This window comes from Pseudobacteroides cellulosolvens ATCC 35603 = DSM 2933, assembly GCF_001262605.1.
Taxonomy (GTDB): Bacteria; Bacillota; Clostridia; order Acetivibrionales; family DSM-2933; genus Pseudobacteroides; species Pseudobacteroides cellulosolvens.
This window is the reverse complement of record NZ_LGTC01000001.1, coordinates 1865491-1879897: the sequence shown is the minus strand read 5'-3', so window position 1 is coordinate 1879897 and position 14407 is coordinate 1865491. Positions and strand designations below refer to the sequence as shown.

At 27.7% G+C, this 14407-nt stretch carries 21 protein-coding genes; 13 read left to right on the top strand and 8 right to left on the bottom strand.

The features are described 5' to 3' along the window. Positions 1-651: 651 nt before the first annotated feature. Positions 652-1257 (bottom strand): FMN-dependent NADH-azoreductase, encoded by a 606-nt coding sequence (locus Bccel_RS07745; RefSeq protein ID WP_036941452.1) that lies wholly within the window; start codon positions 1255-1257, stop codon positions 652-654. A 504-nt stretch (positions 1258-1761) separates the two neighbouring features. Continuing rightward, positions 1762-2016, bottom strand: a complete 255-nt coding sequence (locus Bccel_RS07740; RefSeq protein WP_036941454.1) for a hypothetical protein — start codon at positions 2014-2016, stop codon at positions 1762-1764. Between the two features lie 429 nt (positions 2017-2445). On the opposite strand from Bccel_RS07740, the gene Bccel_RS07735 reads away from it, so the two are divergent. The 3 genes from Bccel_RS07735 (at position 2446) to Bccel_RS07725 (ending at position 4072) form a co-directional block, all read left to right on the top strand. Beyond that, complete coding sequence (locus Bccel_RS07735) at positions 2446-3189, top strand: HNH endonuclease (protein ID WP_050753253.1); 744 nt, start codon at positions 2446-2448, stop codon at positions 3187-3189. 1 nt (position 3190) lies between these two features. After that, positions 3191-3652 (top strand): DUF6985 domain-containing protein, encoded by a 462-nt coding sequence (locus Bccel_RS07730; RefSeq protein WP_036941457.1) that lies wholly within the window; start codon positions 3191-3193, stop codon positions 3650-3652. A gap of 159 nt (positions 3653-3811) precedes the next feature. Beyond that, on the top strand, positions 3812-4072 hold the full coding sequence (locus tag Bccel_RS07725) for a hypothetical protein (RefSeq protein ID WP_036941460.1): 261 nt from the start codon (positions 3812-3814) through the stop codon (positions 4070-4072). Here Bccel_RS07725 and Bccel_RS07720 read toward each other — a convergent pair. From Bccel_RS07720 to Bccel_RS07705, 5 genes are read right to left on the bottom strand one after another with little or no spacing between them, the layout of a single operon-like run. Continuing rightward, positions 4069-4347 (bottom strand): hypothetical protein, encoded by a 279-nt coding sequence (locus Bccel_RS07720; protein ID WP_036941463.1) that lies wholly within the window; start codon positions 4345-4347, stop codon positions 4069-4071. The genes Bccel_RS07725 and Bccel_RS07720 overlap by 4 nt on opposite strands. 41 nt (positions 4348-4388) lie before the next feature. Further along, positions 4389-4715 carry a hypothetical protein gene (locus Bccel_RS07715; protein ID WP_036941466.1) on the bottom strand — a complete coding sequence of 109 codons (327 nt, stop codon included), beginning with the start codon at positions 4713-4715 and terminating at the stop codon, positions 4389-4391. 22 nt (positions 4716-4737) lie between these two features. Further along, a complete protein-coding gene (locus tag Bccel_RS07710) occupies positions 4738-5058 on the bottom strand; it encodes a hypothetical protein (protein WP_036941469.1) in 321 nt (106 codons plus the stop codon). Between the two features lie 28 nt (positions 5059-5086). Next, positions 5087-5242 carry a hypothetical protein gene (locus tag Bccel_RS30170; RefSeq protein ID WP_154673465.1) on the bottom strand — a complete coding sequence of 52 codons (156 nt, stop codon included), beginning with the start codon at positions 5240-5242 and terminating at the stop codon, positions 5087-5089. A gap of 26 nt (positions 5243-5268) precedes the next feature. Then, positions 5269-5472, bottom strand: a complete 204-nt coding sequence (locus tag Bccel_RS07705) for a hypothetical protein (RefSeq protein WP_036941472.1) — start codon at positions 5470-5472, stop codon at positions 5269-5271. 232 nt (positions 5473-5704) lie between these two features. Between Bccel_RS07705 and Bccel_RS07700 the strand changes: the two genes are divergently transcribed. The 5 genes from Bccel_RS07700 to Bccel_RS07680 all read left to right on the top strand — a co-directional run bounded on the left by Bccel_RS07700 (position 5705) and on the right by Bccel_RS07680 (position 7586). Next, positions 5705-6031, top strand: coding sequence for a hypothetical protein (locus Bccel_RS07700; RefSeq protein WP_036941475.1), 327 nt, complete (start codon positions 5705-5707; stop codon positions 6029-6031). Between the two features lie 15 nt (positions 6032-6046). Continuing rightward, positions 6047-6295: a hypothetical protein gene (locus Bccel_RS07695; protein WP_242856995.1), complete on the top strand. Its 249-nt coding sequence runs from the start codon at positions 6047-6049 to the stop codon at positions 6293-6295. A 482-nt stretch (positions 6296-6777) separates the two neighbouring features. Beyond that, entirely contained in the window at positions 6778-6948 is a 171-nt protein-coding gene (locus tag Bccel_RS30165) for a hypothetical protein (protein ID WP_154673466.1), read from the top strand. A gap of 26 nt (positions 6949-6974) precedes the next feature. Beyond that, positions 6975-7202: a hypothetical protein gene (locus Bccel_RS07685; RefSeq protein WP_036941483.1), complete on the top strand. Its 228-nt coding sequence runs from the start codon at positions 6975-6977 to the stop codon at positions 7200-7202. A gap of 195 nt (positions 7203-7397) precedes the next feature. Beyond that, on the top strand, positions 7398-7586 hold the full coding sequence (locus Bccel_RS07680; RefSeq protein ID WP_036941487.1) for a hypothetical protein: 189 nt from the start codon (positions 7398-7400) through the stop codon (positions 7584-7586). 79 nt (positions 7587-7665) lie between these two features. Here Bccel_RS07680 and Bccel_RS07675 read toward each other — a convergent pair whose 3' ends face one another. After that, positions 7666-8274, bottom strand: a complete 609-nt coding sequence (locus Bccel_RS07675) for a hypothetical protein (protein WP_036941488.1) — start codon at positions 8272-8274, stop codon at positions 7666-7668. Positions 8275-8485: 211 nt separating this feature from the next. On the opposite strand from Bccel_RS07675, the gene Bccel_RS07670 reads away from it, so the two are divergent. The 5 genes from Bccel_RS07670 (at position 8486) to Bccel_RS07650 (ending at position 14389) form a co-directional block, all read left to right on the top strand. After that, entirely contained in the window at positions 8486-9001 is a 516-nt protein-coding gene (locus tag Bccel_RS07670; protein ID WP_036941490.1) for a hypothetical protein, read from the top strand. Between the two features lie 208 nt (positions 9002-9209). After that, a complete protein-coding gene (locus Bccel_RS07665) occupies positions 9210-9524 on the top strand; it encodes a hypothetical protein (protein WP_036941491.1) in 315 nt (104 codons plus the stop codon). A 137-nt stretch (positions 9525-9661) separates the two neighbouring features. Next, complete coding sequence (locus Bccel_RS07660; protein WP_036941492.1) at positions 9662-10021, top strand: hypothetical protein; 360 nt, start codon at positions 9662-9664, stop codon at positions 10019-10021. Between the two features lie 13 nt (positions 10022-10034). After that, a complete protein-coding gene (locus Bccel_RS07655) occupies positions 10035-10937 on the top strand; it encodes a hypothetical protein (protein ID WP_036941493.1) in 903 nt (300 codons plus the stop codon). A gap of 398 nt (positions 10938-11335) precedes the next feature. Beyond that, positions 11336-14389 (top strand): RNA dependent RNA polymerase, encoded by a 3054-nt coding sequence (locus tag Bccel_RS07650; protein ID WP_036941494.1) that lies wholly within the window; start codon positions 11336-11338, stop codon positions 14387-14389. The last annotated feature ends 18 nt before the right edge of the window (positions 14390-14407 follow it).

Here is a 14407-nt window from a genome sequence, read left to right as displayed (position 1 = left end):
ATTTAGAGAAAGGGTCTACCATAGCCATGCTCTACACTTGCTCAGGTGTCTTAACTCTAACCAGATAAATACAATATACAATTAGAAAAGCGATCAGGAATGCAAATAACTTTCCGGATACAGTACGAACTAGGAATGGGCCTAATGCAAAAAATAGAAAAAACCATCCTACATTTTTGATACCTGCTTTCTTACCAAATAATGTAATAAAGCTTACGATTCCACCATAAACCAAACCTAAAAGCAGCAGCAAAGATGAAGGGAAAAGGGATGTTTTTTCTATAAGTCTTGCTATGAATGAAGTTTGCTGAGTAGTAGCAAAAAAATAAATAACCATAGTAATAAGAGAAATAACTAGTCCGACATATAAAAAATTTTTCTGCCTACTATATCAGAGGCAGTGCCTGAAAAAGGACGTATGATTAAGGCAGAAATTTTAAGAATACCTATTGCCAATCCCATGTCTGAACTACTCCCCGAATGCTGGGAAACATATATAGGGGGAGTTGGAATAAGTATCTGAAACCCCAAGTAAGTAGATAAACTTGATAATAATATAACGATATAATTATGATCGAAAAAAATATCCCCTTGCTTGAAAGAAAGCTGCAAGAGGGATATTTTTTTCGAATAAACAAACTTTTTATTATCTTAGAAACCTTTTGCTAATTCTTGTGCTTTTGCAATTGTGTTACCAACAATAGCCTCAACATCCTGTCCTACTATATCCAAGGCTTCTGCAGATATTGTAGTAAAGTCTGTAATTCCAAAGAACCCAAATATTGTTCTTAAGTATCTATCACCCATCTCATACATATTAAAAGGTTCAGAACTATAATCTCCTCCTCTAGCAACTATATTCACAGCCTTCTTCCCATGTAATAATCCAACTGCACCTTTTTCTGTATACTTAAATGTTATACCGGTAACAGTAATATAGTCTATATATGCCTTAAGTATAGCAGGAATACTTAGGTTCCATAGAGGTTCTGCGATAATATACTTGTCTGTTTCAGCAAATTGATAAGCATATTTTAAAACAGGATGCTTCCTACTTTCCTCAGTCTTCGGACCAAAGACTATGTTGATATCACTTTCTGTCAAAAATTTGATATTCTCCTTATAAAGGTCAAGTGTTGTAATTTCATCATTAGGATGGCTCTGCTTATATGCTTCTATAAATTTATCGGATATTTTAAAAGTTCTTGATAATCCTTCTGGTTTTGCATTTGCTTTAATATATAGAACTTTGCCCATATTATTTTCTCCTTTAGTAAGTATAATAAATCTTATTATGCGTTTCTCGATAATTATAATTTTCCCTTTTCTAAATAATTTTATCAACTGTATATTTGATTTGGCTCCTCTTTATTGTATTATGAAAATTGATATTGATAAATTTGATATGCGTAAACAACTATCTTTATTGAAAGCGGTTGGTATCCCTTATAGAGTTAAAAGACAAATCATACAATATGGTCCGATGGTGATGATAAGCTGGAAGATATAATACTAAATGCTGTTAATCATCATGTAGAAGCAGTTGAAATAACCCACCATTTTTGTCATGACTATAATCCCTCATTATATTGGGTGTCTGGATGGGGATTCGAAAGGTCATCGATGGTATTAATCAGAATGTAAAGGTAGCGTAGAAGATAGATGTTTACTTGGTGATTATAGGTATAACCCAAAGGATTCATAAGAAAATTAACATTCTAGAGGTGAAAATTAATTTCAGACCTTTAATTTTATAAAAAATTATTTCTTAAACATTTTAGGTTCTGTACGCTTCCCAGATAAAAACGCTCGCAAGTGTTCATCAAAATTTATAGAAGAATTTGCATAAAGGAATGAGTCCTCGTTTTCCATAATAACCGCAGCACCTCCTCTAATTGAATTCCAGACATAAATTGAATTTATGTTCTCCAACACTTTATGGTGTGCTATTGCATCCTCAATAGAGATACCTATAATTTTTGCTGAAGCTTCGAATAATTCTTTCTTTATTTCCATTTAAATAACTCCTTCGTATAATTGGGGGCAAACTGCAAAACAAAAGCGACTTTCATTGTGTGAAAGTCGCTTGTTCTCTAATCGGAGTGACCGGACTTGAACCGACGACCCCTTGCACCCCAAGCATTTCAAAAAGTCTGAGAACGCCATTTACTGTAAGCTTTCTATTTATTATACACCACTAATTACACCAATTGAAGATAAAATTAGTATCATAAACCTGATTTGTGTTCTTAATTTTGTTTTCAAGGTCAGAGATTTTATATCTATTGATTGAATTTCACTACAAAAAATGGTATTATGTAAAAAATACCAACTTTATGGTGAAATTTTGCATACAATAAAGTTACTAATTCTTACATATAATTAAATATTAAATACATAACACATCATTTTACCATAAAAATCTATGGTTGGGGTGGTGAATTAATGGGGGAGATATCGTATACAGGTGCAACATCTGGGAAAAGATGCCGACTTATTGAAGTGTTACAAAAACGTTTTCCAACAGCAGAAAAAAGAGCTATTAATGCTATGGCTGAAGAAATAAAAGAACGTACTTCTGGTTGTAGTAAAATAACATCAATAATAAAGCTAAAAGAATTATTTCCAAATGAACCAAACATTGTTTTAGCAGTTATAGCAGAAGCTATATTAGAGGAAGCAGGAGCCAGTAAACTATATACAAAAGGTAATGAAGTTGTACCCAAATACAGTACTTTAGATGAGCGTTACGAAGAAATGCCTGGGAATCCAAGTTCAGTTGGACATTGGACAGGAGAACCTGGTGAAGCTACTTTTGTTTCTACTGATGAGAGAGTAGCTGATACTCTGAAAGAAATAGGTGTTAGTGGTATCGAGTATAAGAATGGAATGCCAGATTTTTCACAATTTGTAATTGAAGAATTTAAAATTGATAAAATGACAGAAGATAGACCTAAAAATTTTGCACAAGCTAATAAAAAGCTAGCAGAAAAGCTTACTAAAGAAACAGGCGAAAAATGGACTGCAAAACGAGTATCAGACTGGATTAAAGAGAATAACTATACATGGCACGAATTAAATGATTGTGAGACAATACAGTTAGTTCCAAGTGAAATTAACCATCCTATATTCCAACATCTGGGAGGATGTGGAGAATATAAAATAATGTTGAAAAATGGAGGAAAATAGTATGCAAGATGAATTGTTTGGACACTTAGAGTATGATTATTTATGGCAAGGGAAAATTGAATTTTTTATATTTAATCAGAATAATAATATAACTCTATCAATTGAATGTGAAGATGAAGATGAAGATATTACTGATGTTCAGAGAAAATCAATGGTAGAGTTTGCAAAAAATAAAGAAAGAATTATAAAAGAAATAGAAACAAAAATATTTAATTATTATCAGTCAATATGCCCACTAAAAAGAGAAAAAAGAGTAGCAGATATTGATAAAATTGCACCGATTATTCATAATGTAGACGAAGTAGGGAGTTTGGTTAAGCCAGTTAATTTTTATATAAAAAATTCTGATGAAAGAACAATTGCAATATTGTTTGAATGCACATGGGATTTTGATTTGGGTGTTGGAGTGGAAATAGTAAATGAGGAAGTTATACGTGTTGGTGTACAAAATGATGTGATGTAGTAAACGTTATTTGATAAAATAGTATAAGGGTCTTAATAGGTATATACTCTCTATTAAGACCCTTTTTATTTGTTATTCAATTTTAGGTCTTTACATGAATAATCTTCCTCTAGTATAATTGATAATAGAACATATGTTCTATGACTGGAGGATTATTTTATGAAAGTACATATGAAACCGATAGAAATGATCTATATGTCAACTACAGCAGGTAAGCTTACACCAATAAAATTCAAAATGCCTACAGATAAGGGTGAATTAGTAATTAAAATAGAAAAGATTATTAAATCCCAAGAAGAAAAGATATCTGGAAGCAATATAATTACTTATACCTGTCAGAGTACTATAGCTGGATCAGAAAGACTATTTGAATTAAGGTATGAAATAAGAAGTTGTAGGTGGTTTCTGCATAAGATTTAAAAATGATTGTTATATTTTTGGATCATTTTTTTTAGTCCTTTGATAAACTCATCAGAAAACACTTTATTTTCAAATGCTGCTTCAAATAGACATAACCAGTTATCTTCAGACATGTCTAATGGAGCATGTTGAAAATGAGTGCCACCTTGTGTCCACCAAGAGAATCTTATCTCTGTTTCTCCAGTAGCTTTTATTATTAATCTCTCAGCTTTTGCTTTATCATTATTGTCAATATCAATTATTGCTTCTGCTAAATTGTCTGCATACTTACTCATCTTATTCCTCCATAATAAAATATAGATCAACTCGTTTAATCTCAAACATCTCCTAAATTTTTAAACACAACTTTTAATACAAAAGCAGATATATCCGCTAAACTTTGTCTTTCCTCATTTTTTAACTTTTTATTGATCGAACTATCAATATCCATTTGAATATCGTTCTTATCAAAATATGATGTAAAAATGACGTCTTCTGACCTGTTGTGTATATATTTATATAATATTTCACAAATTCTTTCACCATATATTGAGATTCTTTCTTTGTCATTTTGGTTGAATACAACAATATTTGGATATTCATAATTAAACTTTAACTTATCAGATTCTATAACTTTAACAGAACATATTTTAAGTTTTTCCATTGGTGTATTTATACCTCACTATTTATAATGAATTTTCCAGTTCATTGATTTTTTGTAAGATCATATCCATTGTATTTGCCTTTAAATCTATTATTGGTTTTTCTTGTTCTGAATAATTATCACTTTTTAAACATGTTATACCTTGTAAAAGCCAACCTTTTAATTCATCTAATACCATTTGATTTTTATCATCTGATTCCAAACTATTAACTTCATTTAAAGCAGCTCTTATTGCATGTTTTATTATTTTGGTTTCATCTTCAGTTAAATTGCGATTTATTTTCTTTTCAGTAGCTTTAACTGAATCTTTAATTATATTTGAATATGTTATTTCATTCATCATAAAATTCACTCCTCTTAATATTTTAATTTTATTCTATCCAAGGCTCATAAGTACTTGATCCTCTCCAGATCCATTTATGATTTTCATAAATTAAAAACCATGAATAATTATCTTTATCTGTTCTAACTGCATAAACTATTATTGGTAATAGCTGCTTACTATCCTTTTCTTTTACTTTGAACATTTTTATCATCCTCTTAAATATAAAAATTACTTTTTTATTGGCATTGTGACTTTAACTAATGCATCAATATCAGGTTCACAACTAAAAGAAGCTCCATTTTCAAGAAATACATTTGCAAAATCTTTTGCTGTTAAAATATCTACTATGACCTCACCTTTAGTTAAAATTTCATTTATATCATCTTCTTGTAGTCTAAGTTCTACTAATATTTCCTTAATCTTATCATTCATCTTCTATATACCTCCAATTTAATAAATATTTTATCAAATGATACATAACTTTACAATGATTTTGATTATATATGAATTAAACTCAATTATGTAGTAAAGGTAAGAAGATTATAGATTTAGAGAAGGATACAAATGAAGGGAAAGTTGTTTTTAGTGAAGGTATTTACATATAATTGCATACTTTACATTTAAGTGATATAATGAATTAAAAATACAAGTGGAGGTATACGAAATGGGATTTAAGATGGAAGGAATAGATGACTTTAATAAAGATATACACAATATTGTAAATAAAGCAGAGGAACTTGAAGGTGAAAATGAAGTATCTTTTGAAGTTTTATTTAATGATAATTTTATTCAGAAATATACCTCATTTAAAACATTGGGCGAAATGTTTGATAAAAGCCAATATAAAGTAGAATCGGCAGAAGATCTTGATAAAATTCCAGAGGAAGAACTGGATGCATATGTAAATAAAAATACAGAATTTGAATCATGGGCAGAAATGATGGAAACGGCAATAGGGGAATATTGTGCGGATAAAATTGGATTAGATTAAATTTTTGGAGGAATCATGATGGCAAATAAGGTAATCGATATTTCACAAAAATATAGTCATGAGATTGATAATATTAAAAATAAACTAAGTGACTTAGAGCGAGGAAGAATTTACGAGATAACTAATGTAAAAATGGATGGCTATTTAGCCACAAATGTTGTTCAATTAAAAGAAATGATTTCGGATCTAATATATAAGATAGAATACGATAAAGATTCTATAAGTGATGATATAGGAAAAGCATTTGAAAATATTGATATTTAGAGCATAACAATTATAATATAAATCTTTTATAAACTTTAACAGGTGAATTTATATATACCTGTTATTTTTATTAGAAATTTTCCCCTCTTTTCTGTCTCAGCTATCACAATAAAATACGATATCTTAATCTATGAATATTAAAATAATATTTATCATCGATTTTCACTCATTTTTACCCTTAAATGTATAATAGTGTTCGTTAAATCTAGCACAATTAAACAAATGAAATAATATTACAAAGAATTCATCAGATTCAAATACTTCATTTCAGCGGCTTGGTAACAAAATAGTAAAACCTTAAATTTAATGATTATTAATATAAAATTTATCAAATAACGTGATATGGGCAAAATAAATCTTAATATCTAAGTAATAGTATAAATATCTTTAAATATCGATGTTTTTTACTTGAAATTCGACAAATTTCGGTATATAATTTACATAACTCATGAGTAATTTTAATTATGAAGGTGATTGTAAAAATGAATAATAATAAAGAAGAACATGATGAGGCTATACGAGAGGCTATTTATAAAGCTTTAACAGAATATAAATGTCAGAAGTGTGGTGAAGTTAATTTTATACCATTTGGTATCAATATGGAATTCTTAATGGATTTTTATAAGTGTAGATTCTGTGGATACCAAAATTGATTATTTGATGTAGAGGTGATCCCCGGATGGAAGAAGAAAATAAAAAAATTATAAAAGAAGAAGAAGTATTATTTTTGAATAATAAATATAAAAAGCTTACATATGAAGATAATACATATGGATTTATAAGATACAATGAAAAATACAAAATGTGGGTTGAATTGAGATTTAACGGCAAGGAAGATATTGATAAAGTATCTGATGATATTTGTAAGATATTATTGGAGAGCTATCGTAAGGAGAAGAGGTGGTAAACACATATGTTAAGTTCTGACTGTGAAGATGAAATTAAAGAAATAGAAAAAATAAATATTCTATTGATATTGCAATTGGTATTGGAATTTTAAAAAGTATGTTACATAAAGATATAATAAATAGGGAGCAATATATAAAAATGAAAAATAGTTTTATAAAGAAAATGCAAATACCACAAGGAGATAATGCTTAAAATGTTAGATATTGAAGAGGAAAGAGAAGAAATTGAAAAATTAAATTGTGACATATCAACTACTATTGGTATAGCTATCGGAGTTGGATTATTAAGAGAAGCAGTAAAAAAAGAATTAATTTCAGAAGATAATTATGTTAAAATGAAAAAGATCTTTGTTAAAGAGATGTTAAAAGACAAAAAACAGTAAATGTAAGATGTAATTACATATAAATAAAGTTAAAGGGAGCAAAATAAGAGGAGCAGTAACTGCTCCTCTTATTTTTGCACTACTTATTAAATTCAATTTCTAACTCATCATCATCAGTTGTATTGCTGAAGTCCTTGATTAGCTCATATACTTTCTCTAAAAAATTTTGTCTATCCTCGAAACCAAGTTTATCCAGTTTGTAGTAAGGAAAGCTCATTAATGCTAGCATAAAACCTAGATCAAAATGCATATTCCTTGTAAAAAGAACAACCTGATTGAATGTATATTCCTCGTTATTTTTAAAAGCAAACTTTAGACCAGCGTTTATATCCTTTACAAATTTTTTGAAGTTGTCTTCATTAATTAAGTCTTTAGGCTTATCATAAATATTTAACTTTTCTTTATTATGATTATTATCAGAAATAGATGATTCTTTACTATTTGATTTAATCAAGTCTTCAATATATTTTTCAGATTCTTCCTCGTTTATAGATAATAATTCTTTAAATAAATTAATTAAATCAGATGATTTTACAGATAAAATTCTACCATTCTCTAATAATGATACCCATGCATCTGATTTTCCAATGTCTTTTGATATTGCAATTCCAGATTTTCCGCTTTTTATTCGTTCTTCAGTGATTCTGTTTCGGATATGCTCATTTATTAATATTTTTGGTTTAAGCACCTTATAACACTCTCCTATAACTATTATATTTTAATATTAATATTAACTATATTAAATGTCAAGATATAATTTATATATATTATAGTATTATATAATATAGGAATATATAAAAAAATATTAAATATAACAAATATAATATTGACATTATAATATAATTGGTATATTATATTTATAGAATATTATTAAATGATAAATACAGGAGGTCAATATTATGGAACAATATCTAATTCAGGACGAGAACAACATGTATACCTTTAAAGATGGCATTAAAAAGGTTGGTAAAACATTCTACTATAACCCAACTAAGAAACCAGAAAGAGGATATGCTACAGAAGAAATTGCAAAAGATGCGGTAAAGAAATTAATGTTACATAATAATGTAGGGAATTTAGGACATAGTTTTAAAGTTGTTGAGGGTGTGAAAGATAACACATGTTATATGATTATGGAATCAACTACTAATACAATTATTGATGAAAACTGCTTTATCAAAGAATCTGAAACTAGGTGGTTTTTTATCGGCTCTACAGGTCATAATGATCGAAGATATATATCTTCATATTCACAAAAGAAAGCTGAAGAAGTAATAAAAACACTTGAAGCATTAAATATTAATCTAAATGCTGGTTTCAAGTTCTACATAACTGAATATAAGGATGTTAAATATGACGGGGAAGTAGTGTTTAAGGCTATAGAAAATAAAGGCTCTAAATTATTAATTAATTGAATATGATTCCAATTTGGAACTTATATAAATTTTATAGAGAGGAGATAAGTTGATGATACAACTACAAATTAGAAGTCCTGCACAAAAAATAAAAGCTTTAAAGTGCTACCAACACTTTAAAGCATCAAGAAAAATTTTTCGTAATGAAATTATAGCATAGTTACTAATAAAAAAACAAGATTATTTAAAAATGAAAGGGTATTTAAAGATGATAATAGATATAAATGAAAAGAAAGTATATGAATTCTGTGATACAAAATGGAAATATTACATAAAAAGGGATGGAGCTTATTATCCTTCAAAACATGATGATTTAGTTCTTAATGAAGCTGCTAGTGAATTTAATATTACTTTTGATGAAGCTAAAGCTATATTTAATAAAGTTTCAAATGAAATAGTACAAGAAGAAGTAAAAGGTATGAGTCAAAACCAAATAAGAAATGCAATAAAAGATGTAATTGAAGGAAATGCTGAAACACCTTGGGGACAAGAAAAATTAAAGAAAAAGAAAGACAATAATTAAATTCAAAAGCTCATTGTTAGGAGCAGAATTATGTTCTGCTCCTCCATTTACAAACCTTTAAACAAATTAAATCTAAATCAGGAGGACTATCTTTAAGGGGCAGTCCTTACTGAACTATTAACAGGAGGATATATTATATGGAAACAAATAATGCAGTTACTATATATAAAAAGAATAATGGAAATCTAGGAACTAAAAGTACGAATTCTTTAGCAAGTATAATAGATTTAAATGAACATACAATTCGTATGAATGAAATAAATGAATGTATTTTCTATCATAAATATCAGTTTTTAAGGCTTAAAGAAGGCATTTTTAGAAGGATGTATGAAAATTATGCCATATATTATCAAAAGATTCGTGAGCTTGAAGATGCTGATTATGAAATTTTAAAAAAAGAAAAAGAAACGGCAATAGCCAATGCTATAAAGAGAAAAAGAGATAGAGAACTAAGGGGTTATTCTTATTCAACTAAGAAACTAAATAAAGTGAATTGATGGGAGGAGCTAAATGGATAATAATCTAGCAGGAATATATATAGATGCAGAAACAGGAGAGAGAACAGAATTTACTAAAGATGATAAACCAATAATTTTAACAGAAAAAGATAGACACAAACAAGCTGAATTAAGAGATAAGCAAAAAAAGGCCTTACAAAAGGAAAATAAAGTCTTTTTTATGAAAGATTACAACAAAGAAATAAGTGGAAGTTTTATTTTCATGATTTATAGATATTGCAAATCAAAAAAAGATTTAACTCAGGCAGATCTAACTCGATTAATATATCTTGCATCATTTGTTACATATGAAGGAATATTAACCTTTGATAATAGAACAGTATTAACAAAACAAAATCTTAATCAGTTAGTTTTAAAGCTACATAAAGAAACGTTCTACACATTTTATAATAAGATAGTGAAATTAAAAATAATAGAAGAAAAAGAAGATAAGCTCTACTTAAACAAAGCACATTTTTTTAAGGGATTTCCTGCTGAACATAAGAAATTTATTTTGAAAAGGAATTATATAAGGATCTATATTGATGCAATACAGCATCTATATAAAAATACTCCTGTAAAAAATCATAAACAACTAGGAATTATATTTATGTTAATTCCATTTATTAATAGGTACTGGAATATACTTTGTACTAATCCAGATGAGCAAAACCTGGAACTATTAAACATTTTAACTTTAGACAATTTGGCTGCAATTCTTGGATATAATAAGAAGTATCTATTTCAGCTCAAAAAGGAATTGAAGAAGATTAAATTGGCAGATGGTAAAAATGTTCTGATATTTATTGAAAAAGATATAGATTCGAACAAAAAAGAAATATGTATTAATCCAAAAATAATTTATGGTGATAGTGAACCAGAATATGCTTTCAAAGTAATGGAGAAGTATTTTTGATGAGTCAGGTTTTCCGACCAAAAACCATACTATTAGTCAGATTTTGCGACCTCAAAAAAACTTGAAATGTAGTGATAGTGAGCGTTTGAAAAATTTAATACATCTTATCTTTATTATATGTGAGCACAACAATAAAACAAAAAGTAAAATACTTATTGATGAAATTTATTATATATTAATTATAATCATTAATCAATATTATTATTCAATAATTTATAAAATATAAAAAATAAATATATTGATGGGATTTGGGAGTGCCTTTCTCCCAAAGACCAAACAAGGGGCGTTCTTTGCCCCGCGTTAGGCTTTTGACTTTGACTTTTAATCAGGTAATTATGAAAATTATAAAATAAAATTCAAATAATAAGGGATCAAATAATAGGAGGACTTTATATAGTATGATGAATAAACAGGTTAAACTATTTATGCTTGATGTAAAGGATTTTTACACTTCTAAAGAGAGCGAATTAAATAAAAAGTATCTGGAAACAAAGAAATATAAAAAACTTATTGAGGAACATACTAAATTAAGTATGCTTGAAATAATCACTGAAAGTTTAAGTGAGTATAAAGTTAAGAAGGAACTATATGAAAGTTTAAAATCCAAAACTTATAATAAAGATACTGAAATGTCTGATGAAGAAATAAAACAATTAGAGGAATTAAAAAAGTATTTTAATGCAATTTTGAAATCTGCTGATGTGAAAAGAAGTAAAAAATTCAGATTATCTGATAAGGATAAAGACACTATTTCTGATAATGAAAATAAATTATCTTTAGTCATTTGTGAGGATTGTGGAGAAGTTAAAGATAAATGTAAATGCGATAAAATGAAATCAATCAGTATTTATAAGAAAAAATTAAAGAGTATTAAAGAATATAAAGATTGTAAAGATAATATAAAAAAATTACATAAAGAATTTGAAGAAGAACGTAAATCTAATGTTGATTTAGTTAGGACACTTGAAAGAGATAGATTATATTTTAAATACAAAGATAAGGATACTGGTGAAGAAATAGAAAAGGTTAAAGTATATAAGCAAATAGCTTTATTTGATTCATTCTTAACCAGAACACTTGATTTAAAGTATGATGAATTGACAGAGGAAATATTTATTATTGAAACTGTTTATTATGATATTATTGAACAATTGGTCAAAAATGGCTTTAAATATTTGGGTAATACTTATTGTGTATTTACTTCAAGTGCGGGACAGTTACGCAAAAAAAAGGTAGTAATGATTAAAGAAAGCACCTTTAATACTTTTAAGAAAAAATTAATGTGTGGTTTAATTCTTGATGATATTAATAGTTATATTGAAATTATAGATGATGAAGAATATAAAGGTTGCATAGTGAACAAGTACTTGACATACTTGGCACTCACAAATTCAGCTTCAAGTTTATGGGAAGGATTTGATATATCTAAAGCAATAGTAATTCCTGATTTTGAGACTGAAGTTACAGGAATTGTTGATTATATTGATAATAAAACTTTTGAAATTACACTTAATGATAATAGAAGTATTCTAATAAATCATAGTGATGGTGCAGGATTATATATTACTGATAGTGAAATAGACAATGCTTTCCAATGCCGTTTACCTTGGATGAAGGGGCTAATGATACCTGTAAACAAAAAATCACTACTAGAATATTGTTCGAGTGTAAACAAATATATTATTCGTGATTTAGATGGAGTTGAATGGGATTTACAAAAGCATGACATAAGATATATTTTCACCAAATCACAGTTCAAGATGTATAAATACTATAAGCACCTAGCAAAAAAGAGTGGTAATAAAACTGCTTGGAAAACTTATCAGGATTATTTTATTGAATTAGAGTGTGAAGCATGTAAACTTAATATAGAGCCTGATACATTCCTTGATAAAGAAATAAACTATCAATTTTTGCAAAGTTTAACCAATATGACAGAAACAGAAGTTAATATATTAATTAAATCAACATATGATGAAATAAAGGATGCTTATAATGATACAGATACAATGCTTGAAATGTTGGGAGCAACTAAGATAAATAGAAAAAGAAATGCTTTACAAGATGCATTGTTATTATACCCTGAACTGTTACATGATTATCATGTACAAGATATGTTATCAGGAGCAATAAACAGCAGAAAAAAGAAAGCAAAAGCAGGTAAATTTATTATTGAAAATACAAAACGAATGTTTTTATGCCCTGATGTATTTGCATGGTTAGAATATCTGATTTCAGGTAATAAGAATCCTGAAGGTTTATTGAAAGATGGTCAAGTAAGTTGTATGTTATATGATGATGGTGTAACACTTGATATATTAAGAAGTCCGTCATTGTATAGAGAACATGCAATAAATACTAATCTGATAGATGATAATACCCAAAAGTGGTTTATAACCAATTGTATTTATACAAGCTGTCATACTATAATGTCAAAGCTTCTTATGTATGATGTAGATGGGGATGAAGCAACAGTAATTTCAGATAGCACTTGGACTAAAGTTGCTGAAGAAGCAATGAAGGGTATTAATCCATTATATTATGAATTAGGTACAGGTAAGCCTGAAGAAATAAATAATGATTCTATTTGGGAAAGTATGAAATTAGCATGGGAGTATGGCAACATAGGTATTTATAGTAATAGATTGACTAAAATTTGGAATATTGATGGTATCAATGATAATGCTTTAACATTGGCAAAAAAAATATGTTTTATAAACAATGCTAGTATTGATGCTGCTAAAACTAAATATTTCCCTAAAATACCTGAAGATTTAAAAATTGAATTCAAAATACTAGATAAGCTAAAAAATCCACATTTCTTTATATATGCTAAGAACAAAAAAGAAAGTCAAGTTGAAGAAATTAATGGTAGTGTTGTTAATAAAGTCTGTAAAAAGTTTGAGGATATTAAAGATAATGAGTTTACTTATGATTTTAGTAAAATTGGTAAGTTCTATATCAAGAATATAATGAATAATCCTGAAATTAATGAGACAGAAGTTTATAAAACTTATGGTGAAGCAATTATTAACAAATATGAAGAAATGAACGAAACTAAAAATAAATGGTTCATAAAAGTAAAAGATACAAATTTAAATGATTCTGAAGAAGAAACTATAATCAATAAATCCAGTATAATTTATTCTCAATGTAAACAGGAAATACTGTCAGTTGTGAGTAAAGATAATGATTGTAGAATTATTGATATAGTAGATATTGTTGACATACTAATAAAATATGTTTACAGCAAGCATAAAGACAGATGTAAGAGTTTATTATGGACAGCTTTTGGTGATGTGATTGTTGGCAATATAAAACTTAATAAAAAGACTTTTATGTGTTTGGGTTGTGGTAGGAGATATAAAAAGAAATCTAACAACCAAAAAAGATGTGAAAAGTGTTCCGATAAAAACAGAAAAGAAAAAGATAAATTGAGAAAGAAGAAATAAATTCCACATTTTAAAAAG

Bases quoted from the DNA above. Each gene is read 5' to 3' on its own strand.
- Bccel_RS07745 (WP_036941452.1), bottom strand. From the start codon at position 1,257: ATGGGCAAAGTTCTATATATTAAAGCAAATGCAAAACCAGAAGGATTA.
- Bccel_RS07740 (WP_036941454.1), bottom strand. From the start codon at position 2,016: ATGGAAATAAAGAAAGAATTATTCGAAGCTTCAGCAAAAATTATAGGT.
- Bccel_RS07735 (WP_050753253.1), top strand. From the start codon at position 2,446: ATGGGGGAGATATCGTATACAGGTGCAACATCTGGGAAAAGATGCCGA.
- Bccel_RS07730 (WP_036941457.1), top strand. From the start codon at position 3,191: ATGCAAGATGAATTGTTTGGACACTTAGAGTATGATTATTTATGGCAA.
- Bccel_RS07725 (WP_036941460.1), top strand. From the start codon at position 3,812: ATGAAAGTACATATGAAACCGATAGAAATGATCTATATGTCAACTACA.
- Bccel_RS07720 (WP_036941463.1), bottom strand. From the start codon at position 4,347: ATGAGTAAGTATGCAGACAATTTAGCAGAAGCAATAATTGATATTGAC.
- Bccel_RS07715 (WP_036941466.1), bottom strand. From the start codon at position 4,715: ATGGAAAAACTTAAAATATGTTCTGTTAAAGTTATAGAATCTGATAAG.
- Bccel_RS07710 (WP_036941469.1), bottom strand. From the start codon at position 5,058: ATGATGAATGAAATAACATATTCAAATATAATTAAAGATTCAGTTAAA.
- Bccel_RS30170 (WP_154673465.1), bottom strand. From the start codon at position 5,242: ATGTTCAAAGTAAAAGAAAAGGATAGTAAGCAGCTATTACCAATAATA.
- Bccel_RS07705 (WP_036941472.1), bottom strand. From the start codon at position 5,472: ATGAATGATAAGATTAAGGAAATATTAGTAGAACTTAGACTACAAGAA.
- Bccel_RS07700 (WP_036941475.1), top strand. From the start codon at position 5,705: ATGGGATTTAAGATGGAAGGAATAGATGACTTTAATAAAGATATACAC.
- Bccel_RS07695 (WP_242856995.1), top strand. From the start codon at position 6,047: ATGATGGCAAATAAGGTAATCGATATTTCACAAAAATATAGTCATGAG.
- Bccel_RS30165 (WP_154673466.1), top strand. From the start codon at position 6,778: ATGAATAATAATAAAGAAGAACATGATGAGGCTATACGAGAGGCTATT.
- Bccel_RS07685 (WP_036941483.1), top strand. From the start codon at position 6,975: ATGGAAGAAGAAAATAAAAAAATTATAAAAGAAGAAGAAGTATTATTT.
- Bccel_RS07680 (WP_036941487.1), top strand. From the start codon at position 7,398: ATGTTAGATATTGAAGAGGAAAGAGAAGAAATTGAAAAATTAAATTGT.
- Bccel_RS07670 (WP_036941490.1), top strand. From the start codon at position 8,486: ATGGAACAATATCTAATTCAGGACGAGAACAACATGTATACCTTTAAA.
- Bccel_RS07665 (WP_036941491.1), top strand. From the start codon at position 9,210: ATGATAATAGATATAAATGAAAAGAAAGTATATGAATTCTGTGATACA.
- Bccel_RS07660 (WP_036941492.1), top strand. From the start codon at position 9,662: ATGGAAACAAATAATGCAGTTACTATATATAAAAAGAATAATGGAAAT.
- Bccel_RS07655 (WP_036941493.1), top strand. From the start codon at position 10,035: ATGGATAATAATCTAGCAGGAATATATATAGATGCAGAAACAGGAGAG.
- Bccel_RS07650 (WP_036941494.1), top strand. From the start codon at position 11,336: ATGATGAATAAACAGGTTAAACTATTTATGCTTGATGTAAAGGATTTT.